At 55.9% G+C, this 22,080-nt stretch carries 17 protein-coding genes; 4 read left to right on the top strand and 13 right to left on the bottom strand.

Annotation, left to right across the window (positions count from 1 at the left end):
* Positions 1 to 161: 161 nt before the first annotated feature.
* Positions 162 to 1,484, bottom strand: a complete 1,323-nt coding sequence (eno, locus tag aalo17_RS03210; protein ID WP_067555531.1) for a phosphopyruvate hydratase — start codon at positions 1,482 to 1,484, stop codon at positions 162 to 164.
* Between the two features lie 62 nt (positions 1,485 to 1,546).
* A complete protein-coding gene (locus tag aalo17_RS03205) occupies positions 1,547 to 3,727 on the bottom strand; it encodes a peptidase U32 family protein (protein WP_067555528.1) in 2,181 nt (726 codons plus the stop codon).
* A 48-nt stretch (positions 3,728 to 3,775) separates the two neighbouring features.
* On the opposite strand from aalo17_RS03205, the gene aalo17_RS03200 reads away from it, so the two are divergent.
* Positions 3,776 to 4,159, top strand: a complete 384-nt coding sequence (locus tag aalo17_RS03200; protein WP_067555525.1) for a metal-dependent transcriptional regulator — start codon at positions 3,776 to 3,778, stop codon at positions 4,157 to 4,159.
* Between the two features lie 70 nt (positions 4,160 to 4,229).
* Here the strand turns inward: aalo17_RS03200 and metK are convergent, their stop codons facing one another.
* Positions 4,230 to 5,321: a methionine adenosyltransferase gene (gene metK / locus aalo17_RS03195; RefSeq protein WP_067555523.1), complete on the bottom strand. Its 1,092-nt coding sequence runs from the start codon at positions 5,319 to 5,321 to the stop codon at positions 4,230 to 4,232.
* A 394-nt stretch (positions 5,322 to 5,715) separates the two neighbouring features.
* Here metK and aalo17_RS03190 point away from each other — a divergent pair, with 394 nt between their 5' ends.
* Positions 5,716 to 6,108, top strand: a complete 393-nt coding sequence (locus aalo17_RS03190; RefSeq protein WP_067555520.1) for a helix-turn-helix domain-containing protein — start codon at positions 5,716 to 5,718, stop codon at positions 6,106 to 6,108.
* A 50-nt stretch (positions 6,109 to 6,158) separates the two neighbouring features.
* Here aalo17_RS03190 and aalo17_RS03185 read toward each other — a convergent pair whose 3' ends face one another.
* The 10 genes from aalo17_RS03185 to aalo17_RS03140 form a co-directional block, all read right to left on the bottom strand.
* Positions 6,159 to 6,401, bottom strand: coding sequence for a hypothetical protein (locus aalo17_RS03185; protein ID WP_145907481.1), 243 nt, complete (start codon positions 6,399 to 6,401; stop codon positions 6,159 to 6,161).
* Positions 6,402 to 6,414: 13 nt separating this feature from the next.
* Entirely contained in the window at positions 6,415 to 8,391 is a 1,977-nt protein-coding gene (gene metG, locus aalo17_RS03180; protein ID WP_067555514.1) for a methionine--tRNA ligase, read from the bottom strand.
* A 3-nt stretch (positions 8,392 to 8,394) separates the two neighbouring features.
* Positions 8,395 to 10,038: a PHP domain-containing protein gene (locus tag aalo17_RS03175; RefSeq protein ID WP_082743212.1), complete on the bottom strand. Its 1,644-nt coding sequence runs from the start codon at positions 10,036 to 10,038 to the stop codon at positions 8,395 to 8,397.
* A gap of 60 nt (positions 10,039 to 10,098) precedes the next feature.
* Positions 10,099 to 11,592 carry a hypothetical protein gene (locus aalo17_RS03170; protein ID WP_145907478.1) on the bottom strand — a complete coding sequence of 498 codons (1,494 nt, stop codon included), beginning with the start codon at positions 11,590 to 11,592 and terminating at the stop codon, positions 10,099 to 10,101.
* A 38-nt stretch (positions 11,593 to 11,630) separates the two neighbouring features.
* Positions 11,631 to 12,788 carry a 1-deoxy-D-xylulose-5-phosphate reductoisomerase gene (gene dxr / locus aalo17_RS03165; protein ID WP_067555509.1) on the bottom strand — a complete coding sequence of 386 codons (1,158 nt, stop codon included), beginning with the start codon at positions 12,786 to 12,788 and terminating at the stop codon, positions 11,631 to 11,633.
* Positions 12,789 to 13,154: 366 nt separating this feature from the next.
* Complete coding sequence (locus aalo17_RS03160; RefSeq protein ID WP_067555506.1) at positions 13,155 to 15,581, bottom strand: glycogen/starch/alpha-glucan phosphorylase; 2,427 nt, start codon at positions 15,579 to 15,581, stop codon at positions 13,155 to 13,157.
* A 120-nt stretch (positions 15,582 to 15,701) separates the two neighbouring features.
* On the bottom strand, positions 15,702 to 16,235 hold the full coding sequence (locus tag aalo17_RS03155; RefSeq protein WP_067555503.1) for a winged helix-turn-helix domain-containing protein: 534 nt from the start codon (positions 16,233 to 16,235) through the stop codon (positions 15,702 to 15,704).
* 190 nt (positions 16,236 to 16,425) lie between these two features.
* Complete coding sequence (locus tag aalo17_RS03150; RefSeq protein ID WP_067555499.1) at positions 16,426 to 16,740, bottom strand: FtsB family cell division protein; 315 nt, start codon at positions 16,738 to 16,740, stop codon at positions 16,426 to 16,428.
* Positions 16,737 to 18,596 (bottom strand): tRNA uridine-5-carboxymethylaminomethyl(34) synthesis enzyme MnmG, encoded by a 1,860-nt coding sequence (gene mnmG / locus aalo17_RS03145; protein ID WP_067555496.1) that lies wholly within the window; start codon positions 18,594 to 18,596, stop codon positions 16,737 to 16,739. The genes aalo17_RS03150 and mnmG overlap by 4 nt, the downstream gene beginning before the upstream one ends.
* Positions 18,589 to 20,193, bottom strand: a complete 1,605-nt coding sequence (locus aalo17_RS03140; protein ID WP_067555493.1) for an MATE family efflux transporter — start codon at positions 20,191 to 20,193, stop codon at positions 18,589 to 18,591. Before aalo17_RS03140 ends, mnmG begins: the two co-directional genes overlap by 8 nt.
* A gap of 89 nt (positions 20,194 to 20,282) precedes the next feature.
* Here aalo17_RS03140 and aalo17_RS03135 point away from each other — a divergent pair, with 89 nt between their 5' ends.
* Complete coding sequence (locus aalo17_RS03135; protein ID WP_067555490.1) at positions 20,283 to 20,564, top strand: Dabb family protein; 282 nt, start codon at positions 20,283 to 20,285, stop codon at positions 20,562 to 20,564.
* The gene (locus aalo17_RS03130; protein WP_067555487.1) at positions 20,557 to 22,068 is read left to right on the top strand and encodes a bifunctional ADP-dependent NAD(P)H-hydrate dehydratase/NAD(P)H-hydrate epimerase; all 1,512 of its coding nucleotides are present in this window, start codon (positions 20,557 to 20,559) and stop codon (positions 22,066 to 22,068) included. Before aalo17_RS03135 ends, aalo17_RS03130 begins: the two co-directional genes overlap by 8 nt.
* Positions 22,069 to 22,080 lie beyond the last annotated feature (12 nt).

The raw sequence follows: 22,080 nt of genomic DNA, 5'->3' as shown, positions 1-22,080 counted from the left end.
TGCCGGATACCGGCCGGACAGACAGAAACAGATTCTCTTTCTTGAAGATACCGTACATGACCGCAGGGGTCTAATGTATCGCCTGCACTGTACCTTCCGGCTGTCTGGAGGCCAAAAAAAGACAGGCAGGAGCTGATCCTGCCTGTCGGAAATCCAAAGGATTACTTGTTGAGGTCCTTGATGTTGTAGAAGGCCTTGATGCCGGGGTAGCGGGCAATGTTTGCGTTGCCTCTCTGATCCAGCTCGTCTTCGATGCGCATCAGACGGTTGTACTTCGCGATGCGGTCTGTACGGGACAGAGAACCAGTCTTGATCTGGCCGCAGTTCAGGCCGACAGCGATGTCCGCAATTGTGGAATCTTCTGTCTCACCGGAGCGGTGGGAAACAACACATGCATAGTTGTGCTGTGTAGCCAGCTGAATGGCGTCGAAGGTTTCGGACAGAGTACCAATCTGGTTTACCTTGATCAGGATCGCGTTGGCAATGCCCTTTTCGATGCCCTCTGCCAGAATTTTCGGGTTGGTTACAAACAGGTCGTCGCCTACCAGCTGTACACGGTCGCCGATGGCGTCTGTCAGCTTCTTCCAGCCGTCCCAGTCACGTTCGCCCAGACCATCTTCAATAGAGATGATGGGATACTTGCTGATCCACTTCTCGTACATGGCGATCATTTCTTCGGAGGTCTTGTTGCCTTCGCCGGATTTCTTCAGCTCGTACAGGCCTGTTTCGTGGTTGTGGAATTCGGAAGCAGCCACGTCCATGGCAATCATCATGTCCTTGCCGGGTTCATAGCCTGCTTTCTGCATGGCTTCAACCAGCAGTTCCAGGGGTTCTTCGTTGCCGCCAGTGCAGGAAGGAGCAAATCCGCCTTCGTCGCCGACGTTGGTGTTGTAGCCTTTGGCTTTCAGGACGGCCTTCAGTGCGTGGAATGTTTCAGCAGCCATGCGGACAGCTTCCACTTCGTTCTTGGCACCAACCGGCATGATCATGAATTCCTGGAAGTCAACAGTGGAGTCTGCGTGAGAACCGCCGTTGATGACGTTGCACATGGGAACAGGCAGCGTGTTTCCGTTGAATCCGCCGAAGTAGTTGTACAGCGGCATGCCATAGTAATCAGCTGCGCAAAGAGCACATGCCATGGATACACCCAGAGTGGCGTTGGCACCCAGGTTGGATTTGAAATCTGTGCCATCCAGCTTCAGCATAGTCTGGTCGATCAGGTTCTGATCCGTTACATCCATGCCAATGACAGCCGGGGCAATAATTGTGTTCACGTTGTTGACAGCCTTTGTGGTGCCTTTTCCGCCGTAGCGGTTCTTGTCGCCGTCACGCAGTTCCAGCGCTTCACGCTCGCCTGTGGATGCGCCACTGGGGACCATGGCACGTCCATAGGCACCATCATCGGTCGTAACTTCCACTTCTACAGTCGGGTTACCACGGGAGTCCAGGACTTCGCGTGCGTAAACATCTGTAATAATAGGCATTGATTCGTTCCTCCTTGATAGCTTATAGCTCCCTTATATATTACTCTGCCAGGTATCCGTTTTCAATCACAGCTGCGGGATGTAACCCCTTGCAGCCGGGTGATTTCTGCCATGACGGCAGCCGCCTCCTGCGGGGTTTCGGTCGTAAAGCGGACCACTTTGAAAGGCAGATCTGCGAGCTCTTCCAGGCGGTTGTCGACCTCATCGGCAAACACCTGCATGTGGCAGAACGGATTGCCATACAGCTGCTGACTGGTCCCGTCCATACCCTGCAGGACATAAGTATGGCGTCTGCAGAGACTGCACCCGGTTCTGGACCCGTCCCGTTCCAGGGTGTTCACAGGGCAGTGGTCCATGAGCATCAGCCGCCGCTTCTGGTACACCACAGCAGCTGCCGGAGCCGGGGTTCCGTACCGCTGCTCATAGCCCTGGAGGGTGGAGCGGATCTGTCCTTCCGACATTTCTTCGCTGAGGACCACCCCCGCATATCCCATTTCCTGTGCTGCCGCAATGGCCCAGGAATTTGAAATGTTCATTCCGTCCAGGATCCTCCCCTGTCCCAGATGTGCCGTGATCTCTCCGCTGTCTTCGGTCAGGGCAGCTTTGTGCACTGTACCGGGAATGGAAAACTCACTCATCCATACCGCATCTGTTTCCAGGCGCTGACCTGGTTTCTGAATCTGAACCATCAGTGGTGGCAGGGTGTCTGAAACCACAGGCGGCTGCCAGAGACAGCCGGTTTCTTCCGCCTGCCTGGGTGCGGTCAGAAGCTCTCGAAGATTCTCCAGTGCCTGTCGTCGCAGTCTGTTGACGGCGCTGACCGGCAGAAAGATGCCATCAGGCACATTCATCCGGTGCACGCGGATGTCAGCCCAGGAATCTCCGGATTTTTCTGTCTGCTGCCTGAGCCTGCCGGCATCCAGTCCCCGCCCGGTCGCTGCCTGCACCGGATCGGAAACAGCCTGCACCCGGTGTCCATCCGGCGTAGTGAGTGTCAGAATCAGCGGGTGTCCCGGTCCGCTGTTTTCCAGCTCCGCCTGTACCGGAAGCCTGCGCCCGGGATGCAGGGACTTCTCCTGGACCATTCGAGTGCGTCTGGCATCCACGGTCAGCCGAACATCCGCTCCCGCAGGAACGAAAGAAGACAGCGGAATCTCTACTTCCTGCCCGGGTGCGCCTTCCCGGATCAGACGGCCTTTTCTGTCATACAGGAAATTGGCATGACCGCCGGCACTTCCCTGCTCCCAGACAAACCGCAGTCCATCCTCCTGATGCAGCGGCATGGAAAGCCGGATGCGGACACGGTCTCTCGAGCCGCCGGAGACGGTTCCGATGGAAACCCCCTGGTGATTTCCGGCTTTCATGGCCATGAGTCCGGAACCGTGTTCATCCATCATGCGGCCGCGGGTAAATCCCCGGCTGAAGGCTGCCGCCAGTGCGAGTCTGTCTTCCCGGGACCGCTTCTTTCCCAGACGGGCGTTTTCCACTGCCTCATAGACATACAGCGGGCTTTTCATACGACCTTCGATCTTGAAGCTGTCCACACCGGCTGTCTGGAGAAGATCCAGATCATCCAGGACAGACAGATCCCTGGGGCTGAGCAGAAAGGAACCGGGGGTCTTCACAGGGTGACCATCTTTCAGCAGTTCATACTGCATGCGGCAGGCCTGAGCGCATTGGCCCCGGTTGCCGGACCGCTGATGGCGGATGGCGGAAAACTGACACTGCCCGGACCAGGAGATGCACAAAGCCCCATGCACAAACACTTCCGTCTCCATGTCCTGCACCCGGGCACAGGCCCGGATCTGCTCCAGGGAACACTCCCTGGCCAGCACCACACGGCGGACATTGAGTTTCTTCAGCTGTTCCATCTGAAACGGCCGGTTCACAGACAGCTGTGTGCTGGCATGCACTTCCAGTGCAGGAAGTCTGTGTTTCAGCAGATGCATCAGGCCCAGATCCTGAACGATCAGTGCATCCACCCCGGCTTCATACAGGTCCCGCGCCTGCCGGTACGCGGGTTCCATTTCTTCTTCGAAGAGGATGATGTTCATGGTGACGTAGACTTTCATTCCGTGCAGATGGGCTGTGGCAATGACCTCCTGCACTTCCTCCAGCGTGAAATTCGCGGCATAGGCCCTGGCGCCAAACCTGGGAAGAGCCAGATAGACTGCATCTGCCCCGGCTGCCAGGGCTGCATCAAAACTGTCCCGGCTGCCGGCCGGAGCGAGAATCTCGGGCATGGTGATCCCTCCTTGCATGTACAGAGTTAGATTTGATAAACTTACGGTATGAAACATATTGGAGAATCCCTGGAAGATTATCTGGAGTGCATTCTGGTTCTTTCCCGGCAGCTTCCTGTGGTCCGCAGTGTGGATGTGGCCAGCTCCCTCGGGTATTCCAAACCCAGTGTATCGCATGCCGTCAAGCTGATGCTTGAGCAGGGATACATTGAACTGGATACAGGCAAGACGCTGCACCTGACCGAAAAAGGACGGGCCATTGCCTGCGAAACCTGGCGTCGGCACGTGTTTTTCACCAACATGCTCGAGCAGATCGGTGTTCCGCAGGAAATTGCCCAGGAAGATGCATGCCGGATGGAACACGTGGTGTCTCAGGAGACCTTCGATGCCATTCGCAGATATTTCGACAACAACAAAGAAGCCGGTGAGTGACCGGCTTTTTTCTGTCATGAACCTGTCTGTTCCTGCCATTCCCGTTCCGGCAGACTGTAGGCAGCAGGCGTCAGAGTTCCAGTTCCTTGATGGTTTCCCAGGGAAGATCCGGATCCCCGAAGTGGCCATAATTCGTTGTACGGGCATAAATGGGACGCCGAAGATCCAGCTCCCGGAGGATATTGCCGACTTCGAAGCTGAAATTCCGGTTGATGATCTCCAGGATCTTCTCATCGCTGACTTTTCCGGTGCCAAAGGTGTCCACAAAAATGCTGACTGGTTCCGGCTCGCCAATGGCATAGGAAACCTGTACCTCGCACTGATCGGCCAGACCCGCTGCCACAATGTTCTTCGCAACCCACCGGGCATAGTAGGCCGCTGAGCGGTCCACTTTCGTGGGATCCTTGCTGGAGAAGCAGCCGCCACCGATCCGGCCGCGGCCGCCGTACGTATCACAGACAATTTTCCGTCCTGTTGTTCCGGAATCCCCGAAGCTGCCGCCCACGACAAAACTGCCTGATGGATTGATGAAGTACTTTGTCCTGTCATCCAGCATGTGGGCAGGAATGACGGGATCGATCACTTTCTCGCGAACCAGTTCATGGATTTCCTCCTGAGAAACATCCTCCCTGTGCTGGGTGCTGACCACAATGGCATCGATCCGGACAGGTTTCCCGTCCTTGTACTCCACGGACACCTGGGTTTTGCCATCCGGACGCAGGCGGTCATCTTCCCGCCGGATCTTTGCCAGCTGGCGGGAAAGAGCGTGTGCATAGTAAATGGGAGCCGGCATGTATTCATCCGTTTCACTGCAGGCAAACCCGAACATGATGCCCTGGTCTCCGGCACAGACTACATCCCGGTTGACGGCATTGTGAATCTCCGGCGACTGTTCATTCACTACGACCTTGACATGATAAGGCTCTGTATACCCGATTTTGCGGATGGTATCCAGCGCGATTGCTTCATAATCGAGCTTTGCGCGGGTATTGGCCTCTCCATAGACCAGAACAAAATCATCTTTGATCGTTGCTTCCACTGCCATGTTGGATTGCGGATCCTGGGCAAGGGCCGCATCCAGAATGGAATCGGCAATCAGATCGCAGACCTTGTCCGGATGACCTTCGGTAACACTTTCACTGGTAAAAATGTATTCAGACATAGTTCCCTCCTGTACTTGAACCGGCTTGAAAAAAGACGGCCGAAAGCCGTCTGCTGTTTCCGTCTTCCGCATCGAAACCGGCTGGACCACCTTAACCTCTGGGTCAGGCTGGTGCAGGATCATGGAGCCGGCTCTCTCCCCTGTCTCTTGATCACGATTGACCTTATTAAATCAGGAACACCACCGAAGAGCAAGCTGAAACATCCGTTTCCCGCACCGCAGTATGCCAGACTGCATGCTTTTCTGCTCTTTCCGTGACCCGCAGGGCAGCTGTCTGGAGCAGCCATGGAAATCCGGATGATTTCTGTACTTTTTCGTTCAGTTGTGTATCATTAGGTATAGAACAGGATTCTTGGCAAACTGCCCTGTTTCCTGTCTGCGAAAAGGAGACCTCATGAAGACAGTATCTGAAAACAGAAAACCTGTGGAAGTGGACATGAAAGAAATCGGCAGCCGTCTGCGGGCCATGCGCAAACATATGGAACTGACGCAAAACCAGGCGGCCGCCCTGGCTGGAACGACTGCAAAGCACATATCTGAAGCCGAGCGGGGTGTCTGTGGAGTCAGCATTCAGGTTCTCGCTGCCCTGACCGGGCTGTATGATGTCTCCGCGGACTACATTCTGTTTGGGAAAGTGGAACAGGATCAGAGTCCCTGGATCACACATGCCTACAACAGGCTGAGTCCTGTAAAAAAGCGGTTCTTTCAGGAGCAGACCGAGTTCATGCTCGAAAAGCTGAACACGATGGACGATGCAGAGACAGACCGTCTTTCACAGGCAGAATAGACAAATGTCCGGCAGGTCAGTCAACGCAGACTGTATCCTGCCGGACATTTTTATTCGGACTGACTGCCCGGTGCCTGTGATGATGCAGACGTTTCCCGACTGCTGTCCTCCCACTGTCTGGAACGGCGGATGAGTGCACGGATCAGGAAAAACCGGATGAGTCCCAGCATGAAGATGAACAGGCCGATCCACGGCAGCCAGGGATGCTGCGTTGCCAGGCCGACTCCGCCCACCACGATTCCCAGCCCTGCCAGCTGTGCCTGTCTGAACAGGGCTTTCTGTTCCCGGTTCATTCCGGATGCTGCATCAGCAGACGACGGCGCCTGCAGGCAGTTTTTCATCCGGACTCACCAGAACCACCCGGTCTCCCTGCTCGGCGCAGAGAATCATGCCCTCACTCACCTCTCCGGCCATTTTGCGCGGCGCAAGGTTGGTGACAACGATCACCTGTCTGCCAACCATGTCCTCCGGAGAATAGTATTGGGCAATGCCGGAAAGAATCTGGCGGGTTTCCGTTCCAAGATCCACCTGGTTCTTCAGAAGCTTTTTTGATTTCCTCACTTTTTCGCTTGCTGTCACGGTCCCGACACGCAGTTCAATCTTCGCAAAATCATCAAAGACGATTTCGGGCTTTGCCGGCTGAGGTGCAGCCTGCGCTTCGTCAGACTGGGCCGGCTGCGACGGGTTTTCGTCAGCCTTCTTGCTTTGTTCCTTTGCCTCTTCCCTGGCAGTCAGTTCATCCATGAACTTCTTTTCATCAATCCGCGCAAACAGTGCAGGTGCCTTGCGGATCACCTTGTGGCCTGTTTCCAGATTGCCGAAAGAATTCAGACTGTCCAGGGAACGCTGTTCCGTCCCAAGCATGTCCAGGATCTTCGCGGCTGTCTCGGGCATGAAGCTTTCCAGCAGTACAGCACTGATCCGGATGGACTCCAGCAGATTGTACAGAACAGTAGCCAGCCGGTCCCGGTTTGCTTCATCTCTGGCAAGAACCCAGGGTTCTGTTTCGTCGATATATTTGTTTGTGCGCCGGAGCAGGGTGAAGATCTCGTCGAGTGCATCCGTTACACGCAGTTCTTCCATCCTGTTCTCGACTTTTTCCTTTGCAGCCAGAGCCGTCGAAATCAGCCCTTCGTCCACGGGATCGTATACCCTCGGATTGGTGACGGTCCCGTCAAAATATTTGTTGCTCATGGCAATGGTTCGGCTCACGAGGTTTCCCAGTACATTGGCAAGATCCGAATTGATGCGCTCGATCACCAGCTCCCATGTAATGTTGCCATCCTGCGCAAAGGGCATTTCATGCAGACAGAAGTACCGCACTGCATCCACGCCAAAGGCATCCACCAGATCTTCGGCGTAAATCACATTGCCCTTCGATTTGGACATTTTGCCGTTGTCAACCAGAAGCCAGGGGTGACCGAACACCTTGCGTGGCAGGGGTTCCCCCAGCGCCATCAGGAAGATGGGCCAGTAAATTGTGTGGAAGCGCAGGATATCCTTGCCAATGATGTGCGTGGCCGGCCAGTACTTTTTGTACATTTCCGAGCTGTCACCCTGTGCATCATACCCGAGACTGGTGATGTAGTTGCTCAGTGCATCCACCCAGACATAGATGACGTGTTTCGGGTCAAAATCCACCGGAATTCCCCACTTGAAGCTGGTCCTGGAAACGCACAAGTCCTGGAGCCCGGGCCGCAGGAAGTTGTTGAGCATTTCATTCCGGCGGCTTTCGGGCTGGATGAATTCCGGATGTTCCTCGATATAGTCGATCAGGCGCTGTTCATATTTCTTCATGTTGAAGAAATATGCTTCTTCTTTCTGCTTCACCACCGGGCGGCCGCAGTCAGGACAGTTTCCGTCCACCAGCTGGCTCTCCGTCCAGAAGCTTTCACAGGGAGTGCAGTACCAGCCTTCATACTCGCCCTTGTAAATGTCTCCCTGTTCATAGAACCGGCGGAAAATGTCCTGCACCCGGCGAACATGATCTTCATCTGTGGTCCGGATGAATTTATCGTATGTTGTATTCATCAGGTCCCAGTTGGAACGGATCTGAGCAGCAATGTCGTCCACGAATTCCTGCGGTGTCACGCCGGCTGCTTCGGCTTTTTCCTCGATCTTGATGCCATGTTCGTCGGTTCCGGTCTGGAAAAAGACATCATAGCCCTGTGCCCGCTTGAAACGGGCAATGGCATCCGAGAGGATGATCTCGTAAGTATTTCCAATATGCGGTCTGCCGGATGTATAGGCGATCGCGGTTGTCAGATAAAACGGTTCTTTCATCGATCAGTGATTTCCTTTCCTGTTGTCTGTCTGCATTCCGGCAGGTGCCGGAGTCTTTCCCGGGTTTCCCGCGGCGCTGGTGAACAGCCGGACAAGTCCTTCCGCTTTTTCCGGCAGCCCTGTCACACCCAGCTGCTCTTCACGCCGGGCGGGACCGTGGTAATCGGAGCCGGCTGTCACGAACAGCTTTTCGCGGTTCGCCATGTCCAGCAGCCGCACAGTCAGATCTTCCGTGGTGCCTGTCATGAACACTTCCACTCCGTCAATGCCCAGCTTCACAAGCCGGTCCAGTTCCTGACGCGACAGGCTGTCCAGATGCCAGTTGGCCAGGACAGCCAGGCCGCCGGCATCGTGGATCGCACGAATGATGTGCGAGGCCTGCGGATAGGAGGGCCGTACATAGCAGGGGCCTCCCTTTCCGAAGATGTCATGCTCGAACAGCCGGCGGGCTTCCCTGGCTGAAACAGCCGTATCCAGGTATCGGCGGACAAACGGAAGCTGCCTGGTTTCTTCATTATGGAAAACCATGCGGGTGATGTCCCTGCCAGAGATCACCTGAAACCGGCTGGATTCCAGCAGGGAACGGATGTCGATCTGAATGCCGGTGGTTTCCTGAAACAGCCGGGCACGAACCATGCTGGCATCCTTTTCCCGCTTGAGGGAATCCCGCTCCAGGGCATCGAAGACAGGACTGGTCCAGTCTATGTAGTAACCCAGGATCCGCAGCCGCGTTCCCTCCAGCTCACAGTCGAATTCCACACCGGGAATATACTGAATGCCGTAAAGTCCTGCGAGCCGGTTTGCCGGTGCGTTGGCCCTGGCACAGTTGTGGTCGGTGATGGAAATGATTTCCATGTTTTTTGCCCGGGCCTGCTTGAAGATTTCCTCCACATCCAGCTGCGCATCATCACTGTAATTGGACCGGATGTGCAGATCGATGGGAGACACGGCCTGCGGTTTCTGCCGGACGGGCTCCCTGACCTGGACTGTTTTCTTCACAGGTTCTTTCACCGGACAGGCAGCAGTCTCCTGTGTCTGTCCTGCGCCCTTGAGCAGATCCGCGTCATCAGGCATGCGGACTGTGACAAGGCGCAGCAGCAGATCCATCAGATTCTGCTGGTGCGGTGTGGCCAGACAGATGCACATGTGGATCACAAGCCACAAAAACATCCCCCAGATTTCGAAGACGATCCCGAACACCATCAGCGGCACGCCGATTCCCAGCGCCTGCCGCAGGATCACCTGGATGGCGGGAGCCGGGTGCTTGTCGCGGCGGACCAGTTTCAGCCCTGTATAGGCATAGCCGATGGACTGACCGTGCAGCCGGGCTGTCACGAGTCCCAGACCGATCACGGAGGTCAGGAACAGCAGGCCATACATGAGGTAAAACAGGAGATCGAATACATGCGGCGGAAGAATGCCGCAAAGAATCAGCAGAAACTCAATGATCCATATATATACAGGAAGCAGGCAGATATTGAGATCGATGAGGAACGCATAAAAATGGCTCTCATAGTCTGGACGTGTCCGCTTCAGGACACGGGCGTACTGCCAGCCTCCGTTTCTGTACAGCTGGGCCTTTTTCAGGATCAGCGCGTAGGTCTTGCGAAGGGTGTTCACAGTCTCACGATCCTTTCGTCTGTCCATTATATCAGATTCAGCAGGTGTAAAAAAAGGAAGCGGTCTGCTCCCTCTTTGTGAACTGCCTCAGGCTCTGCGCTCTTTTTTCAGACGTCCTGCCAGTGCGGCAAACAGCGCCCCGGAAGCGGTCATGAGTCCGACAAAAAAGCCGGTTTCATCTCTGGCAGCCGTATGCACCCTGGTGTTGTTCCATGCCAGGGGTTTGCCAAGCTTCAGCTGCTGGGCTTCGCGGACGAGTTTCTGGAATGTTTTTCCATTGACTGCCTGCAGCCGCTGGTTGACCATTGCTCTTGCTTCCGGGCTCAGGCCATTCCAGCTGGGCATCGCTTCCAGGATCCTGGACTGATTCTGTTCAGTGGCTGTGGCATAGAGGTTTCCCTGTGCGCTGGTCAGCCAGGTACGGATGAACGAAGCTGCTTCATCGCTCAGGCCGGCTGGCTGGACCACAGGATTTGCCTGTGCGATTTGAGCGGACCGGGCTGTCGGGACAGCTGCCGTCACTGCCTTTGCTGTCGCCGGCTGCTGTACGGCCGATGCCTGTGGGGATCCCACCTGACCGGCTGCGTCTGTCAATGTCAGACCGGCTTCCCGGTCTGTCTGACTGGCTGCCGGGGCTGCAATAGTGTCTGTCTCTTTGCCTGTGTCCAAAGCCGGATCATCCGGCTGTGCTTCTGAAAGAGACGGGGTTGCCTTGTCTTCACCGGAAGGCAGAACATCGCTTTCCTCTGTTCCGGATCCGGCCTGCGGTTTCTCTCCGGATGTATCCACGGGCCGGGTATCAGCATCCACCGTGTCTTCTTTGGAACCGGAAGAATTCTTCCCGCCATCAGCATCCAGCCCGGACTGAGGCTGTTCCTGTTCTGTGGAAACCGGCTTCTGCGCCTCCTGTCCGGCAGGATCCGGACTGTCCTGACTGTCAGTGTCTTCATCCGGACTGGCTTGCTTGTCTCCGGATGCATCCGGTGTCGCTGTGCCGGTATCAGATGAATCGGTCGCAGCCGATGCATTGCCGGCGGGAGTGTCAGTCGCCGGCTGGTTATCCTGCTTCTGGGACTGGCTGTTTTCTACCGGTTTTTCTGTCTGCACTGCACCAGGAGTCTGCGAATCCGGCTTCCCGGTCTGTCCTGTCCCAAGGGCTGAATCCTGGTTCCTGTCTTCTGTCTTCGGCTCTGACTCCGGCTGTTTGTCCGTTTTTTCCGGTTCCAGTTTCTTCCGCAGGGTTTCAGCGGATTCACACCAGGCCTTCCAGTCGATCTTTTTCTGTTCCAGACCATCTTCGATGGTTTTTTTCAGTTTCGGATCTGCTGTTTTCAGAAAATCCCGGCCGGCAAGAATCGATGCATAGTTTGTCTCGGATACCGTTTCGATCTGCCTGGATGTTTCCTTTCCGTCCCTGCCGATCAGCTTTTCTGTCAGAAACACCTTGATGAATTCATCTGTGCTTCTGACCTGTATCCTGGGTGCTTCTTCTCTGACGGCTTCCGGCACTGCCTGACTCATCTGCGGCACCACAGTGCCAAGCGCCAGTACTGCGCCTGTCATCATACAGACTGCTTTCATGATCTATCCGGTCCCTCCCTGCTTTTGACATGTACAGTCTATTCTACCTGAAAACCATGAGACACGCCATATCGAACCGCCTCACGGGCCAGCCTGTCACAGTCCCGAAGCGCCTCATAATCCGGGTCCTGGACAAAGGGCACCACCTGGAGTGCATAGCGGATGGCATCCTCGATTCCCAGAAACGGCAGCTTTCCTTCAAGAAACAGCGCCACTGCCTCCTCATCGGCTCCATTGAACACAGCCCCCGCACTGCCGCCGGCTTTTCCGGTTTCATACGCTGTCTTCAGGATCGGGAACCGTTCCATGTCCATTTCCCGGAACTCCAGAGACTGTGTCCGGGTCATGTCCAGCCGGTTGTCTTCCTCCAGACTCGGTCTGTCCGGCATCATGAGTGCATACTGGATCGGGAGCCGCATATCGGCACTGCCAAGCTGTGCCATGACTGCTCCATCCTTGAATTCCACCATACTGTGCACAATGGACTGAGGATGCAGGACCGTTTCGATTCTCTCGAAGGGGACATCAAAGAGATAATGCGCTTCGATGACTTCGAATCCCTTGTTCACCATGGTGGCAGAATCAATGGTGATTCGCTTCCCCATGGCCCAGTTCGGATGTTTCAGGGCTTCAGCCGGTGTGGCGTCTTTGAGGGACTCCCGGCTGCGGTCCCGGAAACTGCCGCCGCTTGCGGTGATGATCAGACGGTTCACGTCTTTTTCCCGGGACCCCTGGATACACTGCCAGATGGCACTGTGTTCGGAATCGATGGGATACAGCCTGCGTCCGGTTTCCGCAAGAGTCTTTTTTACCAGCGGTCCTCCTGCCACGAGGCTTTCCTTGTTGGCCAGCGCCACATCATGTCCGGACTCCAGGGCTTTGAGAGTCGGGGCCAGTCCGGCAAATCCGACCACGGCATTGACCAGCAGGTCATACTCCACCCGGTCCATGAGTCTGGCTACATGATCTGCTCCTGTGATCAGGTCGGTCTGCCAGGGCCTGCCGTCAGTGGATTCCACGCTCGCTGCCTGAATTTCCGGAAACTCCTGTGCAATTTCCTGCAGGGCGTCTTCGTTGTGACCGGCGCTGATGCCTGCCAGCTCAAATGTGTCCGGATGACGTCTCAGTACATCCAGGGTCTGCCGGCCGATGGAACCCGTGGCCCCCAGAAGAAGGATTCGTTTTTTTTCGCTCATGATCCGCTCGCTTTCTCGATCCTCTTTCCTGGCAGAACACGCTGGCCGCAGTCAGTGAACTGCCTGCCATACAGCGCCTTTCCCTGACTTCAAGGCAGGCGTCCGCAGGAAGGAGGATATCTGTATATCGAGCATACCACCATTGGACCCGGGTCACAGAACAGACTGTTCCGTTCTGGCCACGACGCAGACAGTCCTGGAGAAATAAAGAAACCTGAATGGCGTACAGCAGCCGGAGACGCGAAGCCGGGAACACCGGCTCAGAGCCGCTCAGTATAACAAAGGCGTCCAATATAAAGGGAGCCGTCAACGCGGCCCCCTGTCTCGATTTGTTATTCAGCTGTCGTCATTCTGCCGGGCAGTTCTTCAGGCTCTGCCGGTCGTTTCAAAAGGAATGGGCGTCAGGCCCCAGATTTCTCTGGCATATTCCTGAATCGTCCGGTCACTGGAGAAATAGCCGGATTTGGCGATGTTGATCAGCATGATTCTCGCCCATGCCCTGCGGTCTTCATAGGCGTTTGCCACAAGGGACTGGGCATAGAGATAGGCTTCGAAGTCCGCCAGAACATAGAACTCGTCGTTTCTGAGCATCAGGTCGTTGTAGATATGCATGAACGCATTGGAATCGGAATCCCAGGTCCCGTTTCGCAGGGACTCGATCACCATTCGAAGGCGCTCGTTGTGCTCGTAGATGTGCCAGACATTGTAGCTGTTTTCGCGTTTCAGCGCTTCAATGTCTTCCACACGCAGTCCAAAAATCTCTGCGTTGTCGTAGCCGACCTGTTCCACGATTTCCACATTCGCACCATCCAGTGTTCCAAGTGTCAGGGCTCCGTTCATCATGTATTTCATGTTGCCTGTACCGGAGGCTTCCTTGCCGGCGGTGGAAATCTGCTCGGAGATGTCCGCGCCCGGAACCAGCACTTCAGCAATGGAAACAGAATAGTTGGGGATGAACACCACTTTCATGTATCTGGAGATTTCCGGGTCCCCATTGACTTTCTCGGCAACGGAATTGATCAGCTTGATGATTTCCTTTGCCAGGACATAGCTGGCAGCTGCCTTTGCCGAGAAAATGAAGGTCCGGGGTCTGATCCGGAAGCCGGGATCCCGCTTCATGGCCAGATACAGGTACATGACATGGAAGATGTTGAGCAGCTGCCGCTTGTAGGCGTGAAGCCGCTTGGACTGGCAGTCGAAGATGGAATCCGGGTCCACTTCAATGCCGAGGGTGCTGCGGATGTAATCAGCAAGAATGACTTTTCTCTCCCGCTTTACGGCCAGGAACCGGTCCTGAAGGGCAGGATCATCCACGTGCGGCATCAGGGCTTCCAGCCCGCCGGGGTTGTGGTGCCAGTCTGTGCCAATGGTATCGTCAATCAGCTGTGTCAGCTGCGGGTTGCAGTACATGAGCCAGCGGCGGTGGGTGATGCCGTTGGTTTTGTTGTTGAAGCGGTCGGGATAAATCGATGCAAAGCTTGCCATCACGTCGTTGACCAGGATCTGGGTATGGATCTTCGCCACGCCATTCACACTGTGACTGCCCACGATCGCCAGATGTGCCATGTGCACCTGTCCCTGTCCCAGGATGGAAACCTGCGGGAACAGATGACCTTTCCCCTGGTGGTCGAGTTCATACTTGAACCGCCGCTCGATTTCTTCAATGATCAGGTACAGACGGGGGAACAGCCTGCTCACCATATCCTGCGGCCACTTTTCCAGGGCTTCCGCCATGACGGTGTGGTTGGTGTAGGCCACGGTATGCGTCACAATGTACCAGGCCTGGTCCCAGCCATAATTGTAATCATCCATCAGCACGCGCATCAGTTCCGGAATGACCAGGACAGGATGCGTGTCATTGAGCTGGATTGCCGCTTTCTCGTGCAGGTTGTCCAGGCTGGGGTAGGTCTGAAGATGGCTTCGGATGATCTGGTCTACACCGGCACATACAAAGAAATATTCCTGTTTCAGCCGCAGCTCCTTGCCTTCAATGGTGGAGTCATCGGGGTATACATTGGCTGTCAGCTGTGTGACCAGCCGCAGGTATTCGTTAAGACGGCCTGCTGAAACCGAATCCTCATCCACTTCGGCATCCCAGAGCCGCAGGGTGTTGGTCGTCTGTGTGTGGTAGCCGATGACCGGTTCGTCGTAGGGGACAGCCCGAACCACAAACTCCGGGTGGTAGTCTGAATGGAAACGTCCTTCGTGGTCCATCCAGGCGTGCATATTGCCGCCGAACCGGACCTTCACTTCATGATTGGGTTTCCAGACCTCCCAGATATTGCCGTTGCGCAGCCAGCAGTCAGGCACTTCCACCTGCTCCCTGTTTTCGATTTTCTGCCGGAACAGGCCATAGCGGTACCGGATGCAGTTGCCGTTGCCGGCAAGGTCCAGGGATGCGAGCGAATCGAGGAAACATGCTGCCAGACGTCCCAGGCCGCCGTTGCCCAGTCCTGCATCGGCTTCGAGAGATTCCATCTCGTTGATGTCAATGCCAAGATCGGCCAGCCCTTCCTGGACTACATCATAAATGCCCAGGTTGCGCAGGTTGTTGGTCATGAGACGTCCCATCAGGAACTCCATGGAAAAATAGTAAAGCTGTTTTGTCTGGGACCGCCTGACGGCTTTTTTGGTTTCCTTCCAGTTGTGTCCGGCATAATCCCGGATCAGGGAACCCAGTGCCTGATAGCGTTCGACTGGATACGAGTCCTCAAAATCATGGCCAAACTGGCTGGCGACCCGTTCCTTGTAGCATTCTATGAATCGATCTTTTGAACTGAAGCAGTCTTGCATAATAATCCCTCCGATTCTTTGATTATAAACAATGTCATGCCATTTTCAACAGAATGGAGTGGGAGAGATGAAACAATTTCCTGCATTTTTGTAAGCGCTTATATAGATGCGTGTTCTGTTTTACAGCTTCTTCATCACAGGAAATGCCCATCGGTACCCCTTTCCGGGTTCAGTCGCGATATAACTCTTTCCCTCATGGATCCCCAGTGCCTTTCTCAGCCTGGCAATATGAACCGACAATGTGTTGTCCTGCATCATCTTCCCTGTTTTGCGTTCCAGAATCGTCAAAAGGATACGCCTGGATATACAACTGGTGTCATTGAGAAGCAGAATCTTCAGAAGAAGGAGCTCTGCACCGGGAAGATGCAGCATTTCCCCGTTGATCCATACCAGCTCCTTGTCAAGGTCCAGCCGGATCCCTCCGGAGCAGATCACGCCGTGGAGGTCTTCCAGGGACTGGTTCATGAACCGGCCATTCCGCCTGACAGGGATGGATCTCAGTCCCTTCTCGCTGAATGCCGGCACGACATAGCAGTAAAATACATCCACTCCGTTGGTGATCCGCTCAACGCGGCCAGCCGGATAATTGCGACGGACATCCTCAAGGGTTCGGCTGTCTGCCGGAAGCAGTACATGTGTAAGATTCTGTCTCATGGATTTTCACCCTCTTTTCTAATGGGCCCTTTATTTAAAAGGCACTTTGAGGATAGCAGATATAAGAAGTATGTAACGTTCCAGATGACTGAGAAATTTAAAAATGGACTGGATAATTTAAGGTTTTTGTCACCTTTCCAGTCCATTTTTTATAATTAAAACGTCATAGTACAACAGTAAACCAAACGGTTCACTCTTCGGTTTCCTGCAGCGTCGGGAATTTGAAAACCTGTTCTCCCTCTTTTGTGACCAGATACCGGCCTCGGGCAATGTACTCGATGTAGTCCGGATTGTCCAGATTCTCCCGGGTGGTTTCCAGATCATCCTGCCGCTGTTCAAGCTGCGCGGCTTTTTCTTCATTGTCTTCAATGCTCTGCCGGATTTCCAGCATGTTCTGCACATCCTGCCAGCCGCCCCAGAGCAATGCCGCACTGGCGACAAGGCAGGCGACGCAGAAGAGAAGGTCTCGGCCGAGCTGGCGTTTCCTGGACTTCTTTCGTTTCATTTGCTGTCCCCTTTTTCAACCGGTGCCAGCGATACAGCCAGCACCGCAATATCCGCCGGATTCACTCCGGAAATACGGCTTGCCTGCCCCAGCGTCTCCGGTCTGACCGCTGACAGTTTCTGTCTGGCCTCAAGACTCAGATTGCCGATGGCACCGTAATCCAGATCATCCGGTATCTGCCTGGCCTCCATGGCCGCCAGACGGTCCGCATCCCGCCGGGCTTTCGCGATATACCCCTCATATTTTACCGCGATTTCCAGAGCCGCTGCAGCTTCCCGGTCGCTGACCGGTCCGATCAGGTCCTCTGTTGTCACATTCGGACGCTTCAGAAGATCCAGGCCGCTGGCTCCCTGCCGAAGCGGGTCCAGATGCAGACGATCAAGGACAGGATGTGCCGTGGCGGGCGGAATGTGGAGGTCTTCCAGTTCCTGCTTCAGTCGTTCAGATTCTGCCTGCCGCTGCTCGAGGCGCTCCATCCGGTCCCGGCTGATCAGCCCGAGACTGTACCCTTTCCGGGACAGTCTGTCTGCGGCATTGTCATGACGGAGAAGCAGACGGTATTCCGCCCGGCTTGTCAGAAGTCTGTAAGGTTCCTGCGTGCCTTTGGTGACCAGGTCATCGATCATGACACCAATATAGGCTTCGTCTCTTCGCAGCACAAATGGCGGCTGGTTTCTGACCTTCAGCACCGCATTGATTCCTGCCATGAGTCCCTGACCTGCGGCTTCTTCATACCCGCTGGTACCATTGACCTGTCCGGCAGTGAACAGACCGCTGACAGCCCGTGTCTCCAGGGAAGGCCTGAGCTGCAGCGGGTCAATGGCGTCATATTCTATGGCATAGGCGTATTTTTCAATCACAGCATGTTCCAGACCAGGCAGGGAATGGACCATCTGTTCCTGGACATCTTCCGGCATGGACGTGGAAAACCCCTGTATATACAGCGTGTCCAGGTCCCGGGATTCCGGTTCCAGAAAGAGCTGATGCCGTTCCTTGTCCGCAAACCGCACCAGTTTGTCCTCGATGCTCGGACAGTACCTCGGTCCCTTTCCCCGCACGAGGCCCGAATACATGGCAGAGTCCGTCAGGTGTTCCCGGATGATCCGGTGGGTTTCCGGCCGTGTCCAGATCAGTGTGCAGCTCTCCTGTTCGTCCGGCCGCAGCACATCTTCCGGTCGTGTGTCATCGGAAAAGTGAAGAAACTCCGCAGAGCCTGTCTGTTCCTGGCCGAACGAAAGATCCACGCTGTCAGCCAGAACCCGAGGCGGTGTTCCGGTCTTCAGCCGGAATGTGCGCAGCCCGGCATTCCGCAGGCTCTCCGAGAGTCCCTCGCTGGCAGGCTGCCCGTCAGGACCCGAGGGCGTGGCCGTGTGTCCCTTCAGCACAACAGACTGCATATAGGTGCCGGAGGTCACGACCACTGTTCTGGCACAAAGCCGTGTACCATCCCGGCAGATGGCACCCCGGACGGCACCCTCTTCAATGTCCAGAGACTCCACACGGTTTTCCACTACAGTCAGGTGCGGCTGCTGTTTCAGAAATGCCGCCATCCACCGGCTGTAGGCGAGCTTGTCGCTCTGCACCCGGAGACACTGCACGCCGGGACCTTTGCTGGTATTCAGCATTTTGAACTGCAGCGCCGTCGCATCCGCAGCCCGGGGCATCACTCCCCCAAGTGCATCGATCTCTCGCACCACGATTCCCTTTGCCGGGCCGCCCACACTCGGATTGCACGGCATGGATCCGGCCCTGCTCAGATCCATGGTCACCAGACAGGTGTTGGCTCCCATTCTCGCAGCCGCTGCTGCCGCTTCAATCCCGGCATGCCCGGCGCCGATCACCAGAACATCAAACATGGGATCTGCCTCTCAGTCCAAACACAGTCTGGGGAATCTGGAAAAACCACGTCACACCCAGATACACACCCAGGCTCGCCAGGCCGCTGACCATCAGCTGCAGCAGACACACAAGCTTGCTGCCGGAATCCGCCGTAAATCCTGCCGTCTGGATCAGCCATGTCACGCCCCACATGCAAAGCAGTCCCGCCACGATGAAAATCATCTGATGTGACAGGGCCCTGAAGCTGATGCGGTACCGGTGCCGGATTTCATGGAGGTTCGCAAAAAACACATACAGTGCCCCGGTCAGGGAACTCAGCACCGCTCCGGGAAATCCCAGCCACATGACCATGGGCACAACCGTCACGACCTTGAACGCTGAATAGATGGCGAGACTTTTCAGTCCGGCCCGCCGCAGCCGCAGGGCCATCATCATGGACGTGATCACCGGCAGGACAGAACCGGCGACTCCTTCCAGAGAATTCCAGGCAATGGTGGATGCAGCCAGATTCAGGTCCTCTGTGTAGTACAGAATGTAGTAGATGGGTCTGGCATACAATGCCATGCAGGCGCAGACCGGCAGAGCCACATACAGGACGATGGAGATCACTTCCCGGACATTTTTCCGCACACCCCGCAGATTCTGCTCAGCCAGCATGCTGGTGATGTGGGGAATCAGTGCCGCGGTGAAGCCAGGGCCCAGGATCATGGGAATCGAAATCAGCTTGGACCCGACGTAGTTGACTGCAGAAAGCACCACATTGACCTGATCCGGCGTGTACCCGGAGTGATTCAGGGCATACGGCAGGAGGATCGAATTGATGGGATCGTCGATGTATCCCAGAATGGCCATCACAAAATATGGTACGGCAAGAAGCACAAAATCCCGGACCAGCTTCCGTGCCGGTATGTCAGGAGCATCTGTGCCCGCAGCTGCCTTCTCGAGCCGATGCCTGGACCGTCCGGTATACCTCGCAATCTGGAACAGTCCGGCCAGGGCTGCCACGCTTGTCGCAGCGACAGATGCATACAGAGCCCAGACCCGGTCGGCGTGAAATCCATAGACCAGAAGACAGGACACACCCAGCAGGAATCCCACCCGGACAAACTGCTCAAAGGTTTGTGAAAAAGCATATTCTTCCATCTCGTCCATGCCCTGGCAGTACCCGCGGTATGCCGAAAGCAGCGGAACCAGGAACACAGCCGCCGACAGGATCAGCAGTACGTTGCGCATGACAGAGCCGTTTTCCTGCCCCGCGACGACAGAACCGAACAGAGGTGACAGCAGCATCATGAGCAGCATGCCTGCAGCACCCATGACTGCCAGGAACCGGATGGCGATCCGTCTGACTTTCAGCACGGTCCGCGGATCTTCCAGCGTGGCATAGGTGGCGATCATTGTGGCGACAGCCATGGGAAAACCGGCTGTGAACACCTGGAGAATGTAGCTGTAGATCCGGTAGGCAGTTCCGTAATAACTCAGGTAGGCATCGCTGGCCAGGATCGATGCCAGCGGAATGGTATAGACAAGCCCCAGGAGCTTCGCAATGAAAAAGCCCCCCGTGCTGATGAGCGAGCTTCGGATCAGTGATTTCTTTTTGGTCTTGGATTCCATGGACACCCCTCATTTCAATCAAAAATTATATCATGCGGCTGTAGGCCGGGGATATGAACTGCGGTATGATTGGGAAAAGGAGCAGGAAAATGACACACATTGTTTTTTTTGAGCTCAAAGACCCGACCCCGGAAAACCGGGAAGCACTCGTGAAGATCCTTCAGAAGCTCAACACAGAGGATGTGCCCATGGCACAGTCCTTTGAATGCGGCGCAGATATACTTGGCTCGGACCGCAGTCTGGATGCGGCTCTGGTGGTGAAACTCCCGGCAGACCAGCTCGAGGCCTATGCCAATGATCCGTATCACTGCAGGATCAAGACAGAAATGGCGCCGCTGCTGCAGCGGTCCATGACGGTGGACTTTGACTGAAACCCTGCTGGAAACCGCCGCACAGGCACAGGAACGGGACAGGTATACGATTGAACAGGAAGGCATCCCCTCCCCTGTTCTGATGGAGAACGCAGCCCGCGCCCTTTGTTCCCTGCTGGAATCCCGCCTTGTGGCCGGAAGCCGGATCCTGATTCTTTGCGGCCCCGGAAGCAACGGGCAGGATGGACTTGCCATGCACCGGATCCTTCAGGAACACGGATGGGACACCGCGGCTTACTGTCCCCCCGGCCAGTCACTGCAGCGCAGGATCCTGGAAAACCGCGGGATTCCGGTACTGACCAGTCTGACGCAGATCTGTGCATTGGCCGAATCTCTTGGACCGGATGACTGGATCGTGGATGCCATGTTCGGCAGCGGCCTGTCCCGACCCCTGGAAGGCACCTGGCACACGCTGACAGAAGCCGCAAACGGCTCTGCTGCAAGGATCCTCGCGGTGGATGTCCCCAGCGGCATGGACGGAGAAACCGGACCACTGCCGGGAGCGGTCATCCAGGCAGACCTGACAGCCTGTATCGGCACGCGGAAACTTGGAACGGTTCTTCCCGCCGCCCTGCCTCTGACCGGAGAAGTGACCACACTGGATATCGGTCTGGGAAACCCGAACACACCGAGAACTGTGTTCGAACTCACTGCTTCGAAGGCACGCACGTGTCTTCCGGTGCGACCGCTGCTGTCATGGAAGGGCACATTCGGGAAAGTGCTCATGGCCGGTGGCAGCAGGCGGATGCATGGAGCCATTGAAATGAGTGCCAGAGCCTGTTTTCATGCAGGACCGGGGCTGCTGACGGTGGCCGTACCGGAGATACTGCAGCCGGCAATGCGCTGTGTCCTGCCGGAGGCCATGCTTCTGGATCTGCCCGGGGACCCGGACTGCATCAGCGAGGAAGCTGTACCCGCCATCCTGCACGCAGCCAGGGACATGAATGTGGTTTCGGCAGGAAACGGTATGGGACGACAGGAGGGCACCCGCACACTGGTGCAGGATCTTCTCCAGAAAACAGATGTCACCCTGGTGCTGGATGCAGACGCTCTCTCGGTTCTTGACCCGCACTGGCTGCACCGGCCGGGTGGACAGACCATACTGACACCCCATCCCGGAGAATTCAGTCGCATTACGGGCTGGTCCGTGTCTGATATCACAGCCAATCCTGTCAAGGCAGCCCAGGAATTTACACGGGCGTATCCCGATACCGTACTGGTCCTGAAAGGCGCCATCACCTGTGTCAGCGAACATGGACAGGTCTGGGTGCTGGCCCGCCCGGATTCTTCCCTGGCAAAAGGAGGATCCGGCGATATGCTGTGCGGCATCATCACGGGCCTGGCTGCCAGCCAGAACCCGCTGGAAGCGGCGCTTTGCGGTGTCTGGGCCCACAATCAGGCACCTCTTTGCAGCAAAAAAGACCCTGCGGCGTTCGGACCGCAGGATCTGGTGGATGCCCTCTCGGATGTATGGAAGAGTCTGCGCGAAGGCCGGGACCTGTAACGGATCCCGGCT

This window comes from Faecalibaculum rodentium, assembly GCF_001564455.1.
GTDB lineage: Bacteria > Bacillota_I > Bacilli_A > Erysipelotrichales > Erysipelotrichaceae > Faecalibaculum > Faecalibaculum rodentium.
The sequence above is the reverse complement of the archived record's forward strand: the minus strand, read 5'-3'. Positions and strand labels throughout refer to the sequence as shown.

Coding starts and splice junctions, on each gene's coding strand:
- eno (WP_067555531.1), bottom strand. CDS start 1,484: ATGCCTATTATTACAGATGTTTACGCACGCGAAGTCCTGGACTCCCGT.
- aalo17_RS03205 (WP_067555528.1), bottom strand. CDS start 3,727: ATGCCCGAGATTCTCGCTCCGGCCGGCAGCCGGGACAGTTTTGATGCA.
- aalo17_RS03200 (WP_067555525.1), top strand. CDS start 3,776: ATGAAACATATTGGAGAATCCCTGGAAGATTATCTGGAGTGCATTCTG.
- metK (WP_067555523.1), bottom strand. CDS start 5,321: ATGTCTGAATACATTTTTACCAGTGAAAGTGTTACCGAAGGTCATCCG.
- aalo17_RS03190 (WP_067555520.1), top strand. CDS start 5,716: ATGAAGACAGTATCTGAAAACAGAAAACCTGTGGAAGTGGACATGAAA.
- aalo17_RS03185 (WP_145907481.1), bottom strand. CDS start 6,401: ATGAACCGGGAACAGAAAGCCCTGTTCAGACAGGCACAGCTGGCAGGG.
- metG (WP_067555514.1), bottom strand. CDS start 8,391: ATGAAAGAACCGTTTTATCTGACAACCGCGATCGCCTATACATCCGGC.
- aalo17_RS03175 (WP_082743212.1), bottom strand. CDS start 10,038: ATGGACAGACGAAAGGATCGTGAGACTGTGAACACCCTTCGCAAGACC.
- aalo17_RS03170 (WP_145907478.1), bottom strand. CDS start 11,592: ATGAAAGCAGTCTGTATGATGACAGGCGCAGTACTGGCGCTTGGCACT.
- dxr (WP_067555509.1), bottom strand. CDS start 12,788: ATGAGCGAAAAAAAACGAATCCTTCTTCTGGGGGCCACGGGTTCCATC.
- aalo17_RS03160 (WP_067555506.1), bottom strand. CDS start 15,581: ATGCAAGACTGCTTCAGTTCAAAAGATCGATTCATAGAATGCTACAAG.
- aalo17_RS03155 (WP_067555503.1), bottom strand. CDS start 16,235: ATGAGACAGAATCTTACACATGTACTGCTTCCGGCAGACAGCCGAACC.
- aalo17_RS03150 (WP_067555499.1), bottom strand. CDS start 16,740: ATGAAACGAAAGAAGTCCAGGAAACGCCAGCTCGGCCGAGACCTTCTC.
- mnmG (WP_067555496.1), bottom strand. CDS start 18,596: ATGTTTGATGTTCTGGTGATCGGCGCCGGGCATGCCGGGATTGAAGCG.
- aalo17_RS03140 (WP_067555493.1), bottom strand. CDS start 20,193: ATGGAATCCAAGACCAAAAAGAAATCACTGATCCGAAGCTCGCTCATC.
- aalo17_RS03135 (WP_067555490.1), top strand. CDS start 20,283: ATGACACACATTGTTTTTTTTGAGCTCAAAGACCCGACCCCGGAAAAC.